Below are 15282 nucleotides of genomic sequence, written 5' to 3'. Positions count from 1 at the left end.
CCCCTTAAGTTTACTATTCCTATAATGTTGCGCTTCTTTCCATTCAGATTTATGAATATCACGCTGAACTTGCTCATCCCAACCAAAAACAGCATTGATGGCATCGTATTCAGCTGATTTTTTAAGAGTAAATAGAAACTCATAGTCGGATTGCTTTGATTGTCTTTCAAAGAACTTCATTTATGTTTAATTTTCCATTCAATTACAATACGCTATACGGCTATTCACCTTGTCGTTCAATACCATCCCAATTTTCGTAGTCTGAGAAATCATTGACCCCTATTGACGACTTATTACCCGAACCTCGAATAACCTCTTTTAAAAGTTATGTAGTCAAGAATTTCTGTCTCATTGCTATTAATTGATGCTCACCAACCACCTCTACTTCTTCAATAAACTCAAAGCCAAGTCTTTGATAGTAATTTTGCAAGTAGCTGTGAGCATGAATTTCGATAGAGCTTACACCTTTCTTCTTGGCGTACTCAATCAACGCCTTTACGACAACTGAAGCGATACCACGACCTCGATATGCTTCGATAACAGCGACTCTTGCCATAACCGAAGAACCATCAGCATTGATAACCAAACGCGCGGTCGCTACGGATCGATTCGTTTCTGTCACAAGGACATGCTCTGCAACACTATCTAAACCATCAAAATCCAGCTCATTCGGGATATTTTGTTCCACAGTGAAGACTTGATAACGAATAGCTTGCGCTTTTTCGATCAATTCAGCAGACTTTCCAATCGTCACTTCCATGCCAATTTCCTTTTAAGCACAACGCCCACTTAATTGCGCCCTAGACACAATATTCATTGCAAACCAAAAGCCTATCCGTTTGCAGCATTTGTTATAAATCACTTAAATGCCACCTACTAACATTTGCAGCAATAAACTAACCCCCATAACGACAAATACACTGAGTAAACTGACACCACCAAGCGAACGAATAACCTCACCAAAACTTTCTTCGGACACTAGAGAATTCGATACCTTTGTTATCTTTGATTGGGAAAATTTAAAATAGGCATAATTGCCGAATATGCCCATCAATAGCATTAGAAATAGTAGTGCTGAAACGACGCAAGAAAATGCAACCAAGGGTTCAAGCCTTAGTTCCTTCACGGTCATTAGTGCTGAAGCGATAATCAAATTTTCAATAATAAAAAGGGTTAGACCCAACTTGGTCATCTTCCTAAACAAGAACCAACGATACCCAAATAAGAAAGCCCAAAAATTGAATCCAAGGTAACCCTTACCGTCTTCGACATGAGTATTAAACTTTTCTGCATAGTAGTCACTCCAAGTAAATGCCCGATAGGCTTCAATAGATTCCTTTTTATCAATGATGACTTTGTCACGACTCTCTGATTCTATTCCTACTGGTATCATTTTATCCCGCCTTATTCTTAACGCTTATAGACGGAATGCTTCCGTCTATATTGCGGTTATGCATTATAAAACTCAATCAGTATCAATGAGTTATGACAGTCGAAAGCTAATTTCAGAAGATAGCTACAGAAAATTTCCATATCCCTACTGAACTTGGACTCGATTCATTGGGTCGGCGCTAATGCATTCTGAATGCATCTTGCTGGCTCTAAAGCACTTTAGGACACGGACGTGTAATGCCCTAAAGTCTGAATCCACTATGCCGCAGCTTATTCAGGCAACGTTCGCCTTTGCTTTAACCTTAAACACGCTATCGAGCTCACTGACTCCCAACCCGGAGTGTTTTGTCACTTTCAGTTGCACTGGCACACGTTCTTTCAGCGCTTCAACGTGGCTAATAACACCGATCATTTTTCCAGTCGCATTGAGGTTATCGAGCGCATTAAGCGCTATATCCAAGGTATCCGAGTCCAAAGTACCAAAGCCTTCATCAAGGAATAAGGAGTCAATGCTGGTCTTATGACTGACAAGATCTGAGAGTGCGAGCGCCAGTGCCAAGCTGACTAGGAAGCTCTCACCGCCGGACAATGTCGCGGTGTCGCGCACCACATCGCCTTGCCAAGTATCCAAGACTTGCAATGCAAGACCGTCGTGGTGCTTACGCTGCAATTGATAGCGACCATGTAAACGATCCAGCTGTTTATTGGCCAGATAGACCAAGTTTTCAAGGGTCAAACCCTGTGCAAAGGTGCGGAATTTATCGCCTTTTTGCGAGCCTACCAGCGAATTAAGATAAGAAATATCATCATATTCGGCTTGTTTGTTGGCAATGGTGACGAATAAATCCGATTGACGGTGACGATTGTCTTCATCCGCTTTCAGTTTGCCATTCACCTCGCCCACTTGCGTCGCTTTAGCTTGCAGTTGTTGGTCAAGGTCGGCGATTTGCGACTCGACCTCACTGCGAGGCATTTGCTGCCAATCGCTGGCGTTATCGGCGGTTTTTAGATCGGTGACCGCTTGTTCGGCTGAGGTAAATTTGGTGGTCGCCTCGATTTGTCGCTTCTCTAGCGTGGCTTTGAGTTGTTGTAACTGCTCGCGCTCTGTTTCATCAAGCAGTGCGGCAATAAACGCTTGTTCATCAGCAAATGGACTGCTTGCAAGGGTTTGCTGCCACTGCTGTTGAGCCTCTTTAAACTCGGTCGATAGCTGTTCAAGATACTGACTCTGCTCGTTCAGTTTGGTTTGCAATGCTGTCATCTCACTATCGGCGTTCACTTTTGCTTGCTGGGCTTTGTCCAACTCGTCACCCGCATGCTTAACTTGCTGCTTGGCATGGGTCAACGCTTGTTCGATATCTTTGTCGGCAAACAGTTGTTGTCGTTGTTGTGATAACTCAGTTAGTGACAACGTCACCAGCTTAAGCTGTTCTTGACTCTCCGTGAGTTCCTTGGTGATGTTTTGCCATTCAGTTTCTTTGTTCGTTAGGCGTTCGCCCAGCAAACTGATTTCATTTTTCAACTCAATTGAACGCGCTTGTTGGTTTGCCCAGACTTGAGCGTCTTGCTGTTTAGTTGCTATCCAGCTTTCCATCTCGGTCAGTGCTGGTGCGACAAGCTGACATTGATTAATCGAGTCAATTAAGCGCTGTTGTTGCTGCTCACGACGGGTGTTAAGCGTAGCAATGCTCTGTTCTAGATCAGCCAAATATTTATCCATATTGGCAAGCTCGGTCTTTTTAGCATTGAGTTGATTCAGCGCCTCATCCACCCCTTGTTGCTGACGCAATTGCAGACGCTCCGCTTCACCGATGGCGGTGGTCGCGCTATCGATCGCTTCAATATGCGTTTGACACTCAAGCAACAACGATTTTAATTGTTGAGTGAAGTGGCTCACCGACGCCAACTGCCCCAACTGTAGACTCTCGGCAGTCAGACCGTTCACGCCAATAGTTTGCTGAATTTCGGCAGTGGAATCCGTCCACTGGGTGGAAGCCGTATTTCGTTTACCGTTGGCTTTTTCTAGCTGTTGCTCGGTGACTGAAATCGCATTTTTCAAGCTGTTGTAGGCTATACGCGCGTCGCTAAGTTGTTGTGTCGCCGATTCAACTTCTTCAATCGCCCGCTGCTTTTGAGCAACCAGAGTAGCGATATCGGAATTATCTTGCTGTGTCAGTAATGGATGCTGCTCGGAGCCGCACAAAGGACACGCTTGGTCAGGTTGCAGTTGCGCCCGATACTTTGCCAAGTCACCCTCTTGATCCACCAAACGTGCTAGCTGATCGGCAATGGTCTTTTTATCTTTTTCTGTCTGCGCTAACGCTAAGCCTTGCTGTTTCGATTGTTCTAAGGTGGCGTTTTGTTCATTGAACGTTTTGGTTAAAGCGTCTATATCACTGGTCGCTTCGACAAATTGTTGGTTAACGGCTTTAAGTGCTTCGAGCTGGTAAATGGCGCTATCCAAAGCCGTTCGTTTGCTCGCCGTGCTGGCTTTATCTTGCTGTTCAAGCAGTTTAGCTAAATGTTCTGACGCTGAGGCAAACGCCTTATCTGCACCCTGTTTTGCATCAAGCGCCTCGGTATGTTGCTTGGTCAACGCTTCAATCTGCTCGGGAAGTTGCTTGAGCTGCGTGCTGGATTCACTCTTATGGTGAGTCAGTTTTGTTAGCTCCGCCTCCAAGCTGGCGATTTGTTCAGACTCAACGCGCCACTGCCCAAGATGATTGGCAAGGTGCGCATCCGCTTGATGCTGTTCAAGGTAGCTTTCTAGGGTTTGCTGCTGTTGCTGTTTATTGTGACTGTCGGCTTTAAGACCGTCGAGTTCTTGCTGGCTCTGCTGCAACTTTGCCTGCGCCTTGTCTATCTGTTGCTGACAAGATTGCTGCGCTTTGGTCTGTTGAGCAATCTCGCTGTCCAGTGGACGTAGCGTCTGCGCGAGCTCATCCAGTTGAGTGAATTCAGATTGCGTCTTATCGCTTCGCTGCTTGCTAAGGTCGACCTGAGCTGCCGCATTTTGCTGTTGTTGTTGCTGTTGCTGGTGTAACGCCTGCGTGGCGTTTTTGGTCAGCAGCGCTTGTTGATGCTGCTTATCTAAACGCTGCCACTCTTTATGAGGAGCGCGCAGTTTCTCGGCTGGTTCCGACTGGGTTAGCCGTTGTAACTGAGGCTGATTTTGTTCTATGGCGCTATTCGCCGTTTGCACCTCGCCGCGCGCATTAGTCAGCTCCATTTGCGCTTTTTCGCTATTTAGCCACCAAGTGAGGTGTTGGTTCCAATCCAGCAGTTGCGCTTTTAACACCTGCTGTTGCTGTTCAAGCTCTGCCTTGTCATGGTTGAATTGTTCAATCTGCTCTGGCGTTAGCAGGTTAACACCCTCTGCTTTGGCTTTGAGTTGTTGCAGTTCTTGAGACGCCTGTTTCCAATGTTGATAGATGCGCTCGGAAACTAAGCTGTAGATTTCGGTCCCTGTCAGTTCTTCCAGCAATTCGGCACGCTCTTTATCCGCAGCATTTAAAAAAGCCGCAAACTGACCCTGAGACAACATCATGGATTTAGTGAAGCGTTCGAAGTCTAACCCCGTTAACTCCGCCACTTTATCGGCTTTTTTCGAGACTTTGGTTTCCAGCACTTTATCATTGGTGACATCATGCAGTTCGCACTTTGGTGCCTGTAATGCACCATCGCCTTTTTTATAGGCTCTGGCTTGATAGAAATTGGAACGATAAACCGTACCTTTTACTTCAAATTCGACCTCGGCAAAACATTCCGCACTGCCGCGTGTCATCAGTTCATTGGCACCTTTCGAGATCAGTTTAAGACGTGGCGTATAATGGTATAGCGCCAAACAGATAGCATCTAGGATGGTAGTTTTGCCCGCGCCGGTTGGACCCGTAATGGCAAACAGGCCATTTTCAACAAATGGCGATTGGGTAAAATCAATCTTCCAGCGACCTTTAAGCGCGTTTAGGTTTTCAAATTCTAGGCTTAAGATCTTCATGCCGATTCTCCATCGTTCTGCTCTGAGTGCGGGTTCGTTTCTACTTCTGACAGGATCTGTTTGAACTTGAGTCGCATACGCTGCAAACGTTGCTGCTCCTCGTCACTGTCAAAGGCTTCCAATTCAATCCGTTTCTCAAACACATCTAACGGTTTAAGCTCGGACAGCATCTCATTGTTTTGCCCTGCCAGCGTCGCCATGCGTTGTTCGCGTGAGCGTTTCAGTTGCAACACCTCGACATTCAGCCCTTGGGTTAACTCGCGTACTTTGTCTTGCAAATCTGACAGGTAATCTTGCAGCGATACCTCTATCGACAACCAAACACGCTGCTCGCTCTCTGCATAGTTCGCCAATTGCGACTCGATGCTAGCCAAGTCGCCTTTTATTTCAGCCATCAATTGGAATCTCGGAACAGGCAAACCGGTGATATGTCGGTTGCCCTGATCAAACTCCACCAACATGACTTGTTTGTCCGACTTTAATTCATCAAAGCTCAGAGCAATGGGAGAGCCGGAGTAACGAATATGCTCCGACTTGGCGACGATCTGTGGACGGTGAATATGACCGAGCGCGATATAGTCAGCAGGAGGAAAGCCCTCTGCCGCAAAGCCATCAAGGGTGCCAATATAAATATCACGCACGGATTCTGATTGACTGACGCCAAGCGCGGTCAAATGGCCGGTGGCAATAATCGGGATTGATTGCTGCGCTTGAGGTAAGGATTGACGATGTTCAACGGCCGCCTGATACACCAACTGATAGTGCTGCTTTATCGCCTCCCCCAATTGCTGCTGACGTTCGCTTCCGGTTACCCCTGCCTGACTCGCCAGCACATCTCTTGGTCGAATAAAGGGAATGGCGCACACCAGTGCTTCTACTGCACCAGACTTGCCTTTCACCTCGACGACCTGTTGTTCAATGTCACCCGCGGTATTGGGAACCACCGCGGTATTGAGATAATTGACGATCTGCTTACTCTCATTAAGTACCGATACCGAATCATGATTGCCGCCGAGCATAAGCAGTTGGCAATTCACCTTGTTGGCTTCGACCACAAATCGGTGGTACATCTCACGGGCATAACTTGGCGGCGTGCTGGTATCAAAAATATCACCAGCAACAATAATGGCATCCACTGAGTGTTGGGTGACTTGTTGCAACAACCAATTGAGAAACTGTTCGTGTTCCGCTTTACGGCTCTTGTTGTAGAAGTTTTGGCCCAAGTGCCAATCGGAGGTATGGAGTATTTTCATAGGGTAATGTTCGTTGTTAGTGCAACAGGTCAGTGTCAATTGAATCAGGTCTTGCAGTATATCGTAAACGCCCGTCAATCTGACGACTTAAGTATCAATTTGGCGCGAAAAAATAACAGGTTAGCGACCAACCTATTATTGGATCAATTCATTCTTCATCATCGTCTTGTTGATTGATTATCTTGCCACAGCCAAGACAAACTGGCTCGAGATGGGTCGGCATCATAACGATAAAACCGCAATGGGGACAAAGGTCCCTACAAACGCAGGCAACTCGCTAATATTTATAAACTTATCTCACGGCTACGCTTAGGTCGAGTATACTAAAGTCAGACACGGAGTAAGAGATGGAATATGAAAGTATCAAAACGAGAGTCGAGAATCATTTCGCAAGCCCTTGAACAGTGGCGAACCGAAACGCTGATCTCTCAACAGCAACACGATGATTTGCAGCAAAGCCTCGAAGTGTCGTATATCGATTGGCCTCAAGTCGCCAAATATTCATTCTGGATCGCCATCGCCTGTATCGTCTTTGCACTGCTGTCTTTCATGCTCGATGGTTGGATCGTCAATTTAATGCAGCGCCTGTTCAGCGCCCCTGATACGGCTAAAAGCGTTCTGTTCGCCATCAGTGCCGCGCTGTTTTGCCTGTGCGGGCTCTATCGCAAAAAACAGTCGCCAAACCGACTATTTAGCAATGAGGCGTTTTTTGTGGTTGCGGTGCTTAACGCGGGTATTGCCATCTTCTATTTAGGGCAGGTCATTGAAACGGATAATCTTGCGAATTTGGTGCTATTCGCCAGCGTGATTTATGCGCTATTAGCCTTGTGGTTGCCGTCGGCGATGGTTTGGGTCTGTACCTTAATTACCCTTGGATTTTGGTTCGGGCTACAAACACACCATAGTGCGACTGATGGCTATTTTTTAGCGATGAATTTCCCACTGAGGTTTACCCTGTTTGGTGCCGTCATGACCTTATTGGCTCATGTTTACAAAACTCACAACGCTGACCGCAATGAATTTGGTTTTATTGCAAAAGTGGCGGGGTTAAGCTACTTGTTTGTTTCACTCTGGCTGGTGTCGATATTCGGCAACTATGTGAATTTTTCAGGGTGGAGTCAGGTGAGCCAACTTGAGTTTATTGGCTGGGCGCTACTGCTTGGCGCACTATCAATTTATGCGCTTTATTATGGGATCAGGTATGACGATGAGGTAAGCAAAGCGTTTGGTTTAGTGTTTATTTTGATTAACTTATACAGTCGGTTCTTCGAATACTTCTGGCAAGATACGCACAAAGCGCTGTTCTTTGCCATTCTTGGCTTAAGCTTTTGGTTTGTGGGTAGTAAAGCGGAATCCTTGTACAACTTAAACCGCAATGGTTCTAAATCCTCTCAAGTTCGCTCACCTCAAGACAGGTCTCCTCAAGATAAATAGACGCAAGATAAATAGACACAAGATAAGTAACCTCAAACGCTGAGGTTACTTGGAGATACTAATGATCCTTCTGCCCTTCTATCGCATCGAATCTATACCGTTTCTCGCCTAAGATTCTTGGTATACCGACTGCTTGGTTAACAGAGGTTCAATCACCTCGATGGGTCCTGGTCGATGGAAATAGAAGCCTTGTATCTCATCGCAGCCCATTTGCTTGATAAAGGTGTACTGTTCATGCGACTCGACCCCTTCGGCAATAATCTTTAATTGTAGATTCTGACCAATCAATACCGTGCCTTTAATGATGGCTTCGTTGCGCTTGTTATAGACCGCATCTTTAACAAAAGAACGGTCAATCTTGATCGTGTCGATAGGATAGAGATTGATACAACTCAGTGACGAAAATCCGGTTCCAAAGTCATCAAGTGCAATGCTAATACCATAATCTTTAAAGCCTTGCAGGATCCCTAGGGCCACTTTTTCATTACCAATCAGCGCATTTTCGGTAATCTCCAGCTGAATATGACGCGGTTCAACCTGATACTTTTGCAAGATATCGGTATATCGAATCAACACCGCATCATTACGCAACTGCATCGCCGATAGGTTGATCGACAATCGCGGCAGCACATAGCCTTGCTCACGCCATTTGGCATACTGGGCGCATGTATGCTCAAACACCCACTCATCGACTTGTCCAATCAGACCCAACTCTTCGGCTAATGGAATAAACAGGTTGGGGGCGACGATTCCCATCTGCGCATTATCAATGCGCACCAAGGTTTCTAAGCCGACAATCTGATTGGTTTCAATATCAACTTGGGGTTGGTAGTGCAGAACAAAACCGTCCGTGGTGAGCGCTTCGCGCAACACTTCTTCATAGGTATTGCGTAGTGTGTTCTTCTTCTCAAGCTCAGTATCATAGAAAACATAGCCATTGCGCCCTTGGGACTTGGCTTGATACATCGCACTGTCGCCTTTCTTCAACAGAGTTTCTGCTTCCAAACCATCGTTTGGATAGATGCTGATACCTAAGCTCAGTGTGCTATAAATTGACTTGTTTTGAACCACGATTGCAGGTTGTAGATTTTTGAAGATTCGATGAGCGACATCAATCACCTCGGCTTCATTGTCTATATCTGCAAGGATAATGACAAACTCATCGCCTCCCAAACGGGCTAACGTGTCTGAACGACGAATCGAGTTGTTTAATCTTTCCGTTAACTCCACCAAGAGTTGGTCGCCCGCGGCATGCCCCATAGAATCATTGATGTTTTTAAAATGGTCGAGGTCAATAAACATCAACGCAAACTGCTGATCATACTTGCTGGAGATACGAATGGTCTCCTGCAACTTTTCGTGTAGCAAAGTACGGTTGGGTAATCCGGTTAAGATATCGGAGTAAGCGAGGCTCTTAATTTTTTCTTCTTGCAGGCGCTGCTCGGTCACATCCTCAAAGATACCTCGATAGCCACTAAACACCCCTTTGTGGATGATCGGTTTGGCGGAAATCAACAAACAGATAATGCGGCCATTCTGGTGCTGATACCAACACTCAATCTCCACCAAAGCCTCATGGTTATGCATCATTTGAATGTAGCTATCACCACTCTCGACATTCAACTCGTGAATGTCTTTACCCATCAAGAAATCGGGCGCGTAGCCAATAACATCATTTGAGGAGTGAGAACAATACGTGAAACGATGTTGTGCATCGGTTTCCCACAACCAGTTTGAGGTGCTGTGGGCAATGTCACTAAAACGCTCTTCCGCTCGTTTTAGGTCTTGGATCAGCATTTCGTTTTTCAGCGCTGAGCTAATGATGGCACGCAAGTTTTCAAATGCCGTGCCCTTACGACCACTTAGGTTCGTCGTCATAAAGCCAAGGGGTTTGTTGCCAAAAGAGAGTGGAAACACCATTAGTGTATATAAACCTTGGTACGGTTCTACGCCTTGTGGTATCAACTCTTGCGCGCAAAAATCTTTGTTTTCAATCTCAATAAACTGGTTATTTCGTACTGAAACGATATTTTTTGCCGTGAGTTTTTCCGCATTGGGATCATGGAAGATATGGATATACAACTCAGACAACTGCAAGATATCAACGGTGTACTTTTTAATGGTAGTGAGATCGAACGACGCATTGAGGTTGTTTACAATCGCTCTAAAGTAGTTGAGATAATATTCGGTCTCAAAACTTTGGAATTTAAAGGTAATCTGTTCCGCTTCATTTTTAATTGTGGTGAGCTCTGCAATAAAATCCACCAAAGTTATAGAATTGCCAGCCGCTTTCAAATAGCGCAGCGCACTCAGTTCAAGTTGAGCAATTAATGACAGCCATAACACCACATCTTCCGAGCGCAATGAGTGTTCCAGCTTGTTGCGTAATTCAGTAAGCAGCGAACTAAACTCACCTTTGTAGATAGACTCTTGGAATAGGCGCAGGATGACATTCACGTCGTCGCGAATAATGCCCCCTTTGTGCTGCTCGATGGTTTTTTCAAAGAAGTCTTGAGTCTCCTTAAAAATAGGATCATGACCGTTAACGACTGCCGTCGAACACGCCGAACTCTCCTGATGAAGCCGCTTACGTGTTTCCAAGGCGTTGCAGCCGCATGAGTCACGAGTGATTAAGGAAGTCGGAATTTTGATTTCTACGGTTGCGGGCTTGCCTTCAATTTGGTTGATGACTTCAATAGCCGCCGCTTGCCCTAATTCAAACAGAGGCTCTTTAATACTACTCAGCGAAGGGGAAGAAAACGCACCCTCCAATGAATCCATAGAACCGATAACACCGATGTCTTCAGGAACGCGCAGACCACGCTCCTTACAAGCATCAATCACCCCTAACGCTTGATTGTCACTGATGGCAATGACCGCATCAACGGGCTTATTCACATGATCAAAATAGTGCTCGACCGCCGCTTTTGCTGTGCGCCTTTTTAAATCACACTTGAGGACTAAGTCGTCGTCGTAGGGAAGCTGATACTGTTCGAGAAGTTTCTTATACACCTTAGCTCGACTCACTGACGAAGCGTGATGTTCAGGACCTCGAACCAGCATGATATTGCGATAGCCATGCGTGTGGTAAAGGTGGTCAAATAACTCTGTAAACGCCACTTCGTAGTCAGCGACAACGTTGGTGTATCCGGAAATATGACTGCCAATATTAACTACCGGAACGCTGTTGTATTGGGCGACAAAGGCTTCACTCTCTTCACCTGTTACGAAGCGCATATGCGAACTAAACGGACTGATAACCCCGGCGATAAGGTTCATATTAATCAACTTGAAAACCTTGTCCCTTGCCAGCGTAAGGTGGTCGCTGGAGTTGATTACCCCACCACAAAAACCGATAACATTGTAATTTTTTTGCCTCGCAATATAAGCAGCACCTCGCATGATGCCTTCATGATAATGCGACGTCATTGAACCGACTAATACTGCTATGGTTGGGCGACCATTCTTAAGGACATGGGGGGTTTCTAGAGGGGAATCTATCACTACTACTTGTTCCTGAGGTTTACAACTCGCATGTGACAGTTTAATTATTTTTATTTTGTTTCAAAGCATGAATACGCCACAGCGTGATCACGGCGACTTTTCTGCAATTTGTTTTATAAAAACCTAAACCGCTACATCAGATTGCGAATTTCATGAAGCAATTTTTCGCGTCGAATGGGTTTCGGCACATAACCATCCATCCCTGAGTCGTAACATTTCTGAATATCGTCATCAACCACACTCGCTGTTAACGCAATGATAGGTGTCGGTGATAGTGCTTGCTGTTTTTCATAACGGCGAATATCTTCGGTCGCACCAAAACCGTCTTTCACTGGCATCATGCAATCCATTAAAATCAGGTCAAAGTTTTGATCTGCCATATAGGTTTGCAATGCTTGTTCTCCATCACCGGCAATCACATAGTCAAAGCCAGCTTTTTGCAAGTGCAATGAGGCCACTTTTTGATTAACTAAGTTATCTTCAACCAACAGGATCCGCCCCTGATGGCTTGCTGTCACAACACCATTACCGGAGTTCACCGCGCTCTCTTGTTGAGCTTTTTGCTCACTTTGCTGATGAGGTTGCTGCCGTTTGAGTGGCTTGGCTTCGATACTGGCTTGTTTCGCCTCGATGGCCGTTAAAATCTTTTCCTTAAGCACATCCGCTTTAAACGGTTTAGGTACATAATCGTCCATCCCGGAGTCGAAACAGAGCTGAATATCGTCATCAATAATACTCGCCGTTAGAGCGATAATCGGTGTTCGCGCTTTTTGATTGGATGCTTCATATTTTCGAATTTCTTGAGTCGCGACAAAACCGTCCATCACTGGCATCATGCAGTCCATCAGTACCAAGGTATAATCCGAGTTGTCACTGAACATTTGCACCGCCTCTTGACCATTGTTCGCCACATCAAACGTACAGCCTATTTTCTTAAGATGCAGACTCGCCACTTTCTGATTCACCGCGTTATCTTCTACTAATAACACTTTCGCCAGTTCTTGTGTGGTGACGACTTGCGGTTGATCCTCGATCGGATCCATACGCTCAAAATGCTGACTGCAAACTTCCATCGCTTTGTAGAGGCGATGACCTAATAATGGATACGTCACTAACGCGCTAATGCTGCTACCAAAGTCTTGGTTGGTGCTGCCCAACTGTCGGATTAAGCACACCTTTGTATTGCTCTTATCTTGCTGTAAGCGTCGCAAGCCCAACATATCGACCGTTTGCTCTGACTCGACAACCAGCAGGATCGACTTCACGCTGGGATCGTCAACCTCTGCCTGTTCAAGAGACGAGGCAACACGATCAATCTTTAGGTTAAAATAGTGCAAGTCGCGCCGCACACGCTCTTGATATACAGCATCAGCACATACCAGTACTAATTCATCGTATTGCAATGGCGATACGGCTTGATAATCATGCCTATCAATACCGACATCAAGCTCAAAGAAGAAGCGACTGCCAACCCCTTTTTCAGACTCTAACTGAATATGTCCGCCCATCAATTCAATTAATTGTGTACTAATGGTCAGTCCTAGCCCTGTTCCTCCAAATTGCCTTGTTGTAGTGTCATCTTCTTGTGCAAAGGCCTCAAAAATATTGGCTTGCCGTGCCTTATCAATCCCGATCCCTGAATCAATCACCTCAAATTGCAGCTTGGCGATATTGTCGGCTTCGCCTAAATAGTGAATCCCTAACGTGACCGCACCACTCTCCGTAAACTTGACGGCATTTGACATGAAGTTCATAAAGACTTGGCGTAATCGATGGTCATCAACCAGAATTCGGTTGGGAACATCAGGGTCGATATCAACATGGAGAGCGAGTCCCTTTTCTTTAATTTTGGGCGCGACGACAGAGGCAATATCATAAACGGTCTCACGTATCTGTGTTGAATGGGCGTTAATCTGCAACATGCCCGACTCAATTTTCGAGAAGTCTAAGATGTCATTAATCAAACTCAGTAATAGCTGCGACGACGTCTCGATCGTGTCAACATAGTCTTTTTGTGGCGCGCTTAAGTCGGTTTCTGCCAACACCTCAGAAATGCCGATCACCCCATTGAGCGGGGTACGGATTTCATGGGACATATTCGCCAAAAAGCTACTTTTCGCTTTGCTTGCCATAACGGCCTTTTCACGCGCACTTTCTGCTTCTTCTTTGGCGATAACCAACTTCTGTTCACCCTCAATACGCTCGTTGGTTAAACGCTCAACTTCATGCGCAAAGCGACTCAATTCATCTCGGCCTTTTATTTGCGCGATTAAGGATTGTTGCCTTTGATCGTCGGCATTATCAAGAAAGCGCAATACCAAATTCAGGTTGCTCACGATACGATGCGACAAACTTACACCGATAAAAATGATACAAGCCGTCAGTATCAGCACCACCGCTAAAAATGCGATTCTCTGACTTTCAAAGTCACTAATGGCTGAAGACATTGCGTCGCGCAATTGCTTTTCTATCTGATTAGACACGCCGTCAAGCAGCAACAATCGCGCTTCCAAAGACGCTAAACCGTCTGTTCGCTGAGCGTCGCTAAGTTGTTTCACACTCTCCTGCACTAAAATCTGATTGCGAAACTCACTGCTACGTTCAAATGCGGGATCGGTGAAGGTGTTAAGCAACAGTCCGACCTGACTTGCATTGGCATTAATGGCAATAAAACGATTCACAAATAGCTGTTGATTGGTCACCAACTGCTCTATTTGGTTGATAATGTCGATAACCAGATCCTGCTCAACCGATTCGGTCAGCAGGGTTTGGACTGCCCAAATCTCTTCTTCCGCCCAAAACATTAACCACTCAATTTGGTACAGGGCCTGTAAATGCCCCGCGACTTCTGGCGAAAGCGCCACAAACGGTGTTTTCTCCATCGCTAACAGTATGTTTTGGTAACTTTCTGACTGCCAATCGACATAATCAATCCGCTCATAAAGATCACCCGCCTCCGACAATGAAGTCACGCTATCTTGAAAGTCACTCAGTAAGCCCTCTATTTGAGGCTGTTCATTGGCAGAGAAAATTTGCGGAGTGAGCACCGCCAACCGAGAAACCACCGGCGAAAAATCCACCTTGTCACTCGACAGACGAGCTTCCGTTGATAACGTATGAAGCTCGGATAGCACCTGCGAGTATTGCGACAATTGATCCGCTTTGTTGATGTCATGAAGCTGAGTATTGAGCGCTGATACCTGCCTAAACGCTAAGTAGAGGATTAAAGTGGTCGGCAAAAACAGCATCACGAAGATCTTCTGCTTTACTGACAATGTGTTCCAGACTTCTTTTGTTGTCATTATCATTAACTATGCAAACCAAAGTTTATATAGTTAATAAATTAGTACACTCACATTAGGAATCTAGCTTAAGAGGGAATTAGTTTGAAATGTGCGGATAAAGGGGTCATTTTCGTTGCCTGTCCGATAGGGTTTTCACGGCGTGGTTTCCGAGACATGGCTTTCAAAAACTTGTTCATCGCTAAGCATTGTCGACTCAAGAGCGGTAACTTCTAATAACTTCCACTAAACCAAGAGATAGGTCAGTAATCTAAATTCAAACGATGCAATAATAAAATCGTTATATTTCTCAATAATTTATTTGTGCTTTTAAACGTTAGTCGATACTGTACTTTCAATCGTGAACACGCATAAAGCCTTGGTAAATAATGGCATTTCGTGATCTTTCCCTGAAGAGTGA

General features: G+C 45.4%; 7 protein-coding genes and 1 pseudogene. 1 reads left to right on the top strand and 7 read right to left on the bottom strand.

The genetic code is table 11. The features are described 5' to 3' along the window. Positions 1 to 33: 33 nt before the first annotated feature. The 5 genes and pseudogenes from L9Q39_RS05970 to sbcD all read right to left on the bottom strand — a co-directional run. Positions 34 to 180: pseudogene (locus L9Q39_RS05970) on the bottom strand (GNAT family N-acetyltransferase); the annotation flags it as partial. 145 nt (positions 181 to 325) lie between these two features. After that, complete coding sequence (locus tag L9Q39_RS05965; protein ID WP_237484189.1) at positions 326 to 760, bottom strand: GNAT family N-acetyltransferase; 435 nt, start codon at positions 758 to 760, stop codon at positions 326 to 328. Positions 761 to 862: 102 nt separating this feature from the next. Then, on the bottom strand, positions 863 to 1393 hold the full coding sequence (locus L9Q39_RS05960) for a DUF2628 domain-containing protein (protein ID WP_237484188.1): 531 nt from the start codon (positions 1391 to 1393) through the stop codon (positions 863 to 865). 273 nt (positions 1394 to 1666) lie between these two features. After that, positions 1667 to 5389 carry an AAA family ATPase gene (locus tag L9Q39_RS05955; protein WP_237484187.1) on the bottom strand — a complete coding sequence of 1241 codons (3723 nt, stop codon included), beginning with the start codon at positions 5387 to 5389 and terminating at the stop codon, positions 1667 to 1669. Continuing rightward, the gene (gene sbcD / locus L9Q39_RS05950) at positions 5386 to 6642 is read right to left on the bottom strand and encodes an exonuclease subunit SbcD (protein ID WP_237484186.1); all 1257 of its coding nucleotides are present in this window, start codon (positions 6640 to 6642) and stop codon (positions 5386 to 5388) included. Before sbcD ends, L9Q39_RS05955 begins: the two co-directional genes overlap by 4 nt. A 354-nt stretch (positions 6643 to 6996) precedes the next feature. On the opposite strand from sbcD, the gene L9Q39_RS05945 reads away from it, so the two are divergent. Then, positions 6997 to 8076: a hypothetical protein gene (locus tag L9Q39_RS05945; RefSeq protein ID WP_237484185.1), complete on the top strand. Its 1080-nt coding sequence runs from the start codon at positions 6997 to 6999 to the stop codon at positions 8074 to 8076. Positions 8077 to 8184: 108 nt separating this feature from the next. Here L9Q39_RS05945 and L9Q39_RS05940 read toward each other — a convergent pair whose 3' ends face one another. Beyond that, positions 8185 to 11580, bottom strand: a complete 3396-nt coding sequence (locus L9Q39_RS05940; RefSeq protein ID WP_237484184.1) for an EAL domain-containing protein — start codon at positions 11578 to 11580, stop codon at positions 8185 to 8187. A gap of 131 nt (positions 11581 to 11711) precedes the next feature. Then, positions 11712 to 14882: a response regulator gene (locus L9Q39_RS05935; protein ID WP_435532810.1), complete on the bottom strand. Its 3171-nt coding sequence runs from the start codon at positions 14880 to 14882 to the stop codon at positions 11712 to 11714. Positions 14883 to 15282 lie beyond the last annotated feature (400 nt).

Origin of the sequence: Vibrio hippocampi, from assembly GCF_921292975.1 — a bacterium.
In the GTDB taxonomy this organism is placed as follows: Bacteria; Pseudomonadota; Gammaproteobacteria; order Enterobacterales; family Vibrionaceae; genus Vibrio; species Vibrio hippocampi.
Note: the sequence above shows the minus strand (reverse complement) of the source record. Positions and strands in the feature narration are given on the sequence as shown.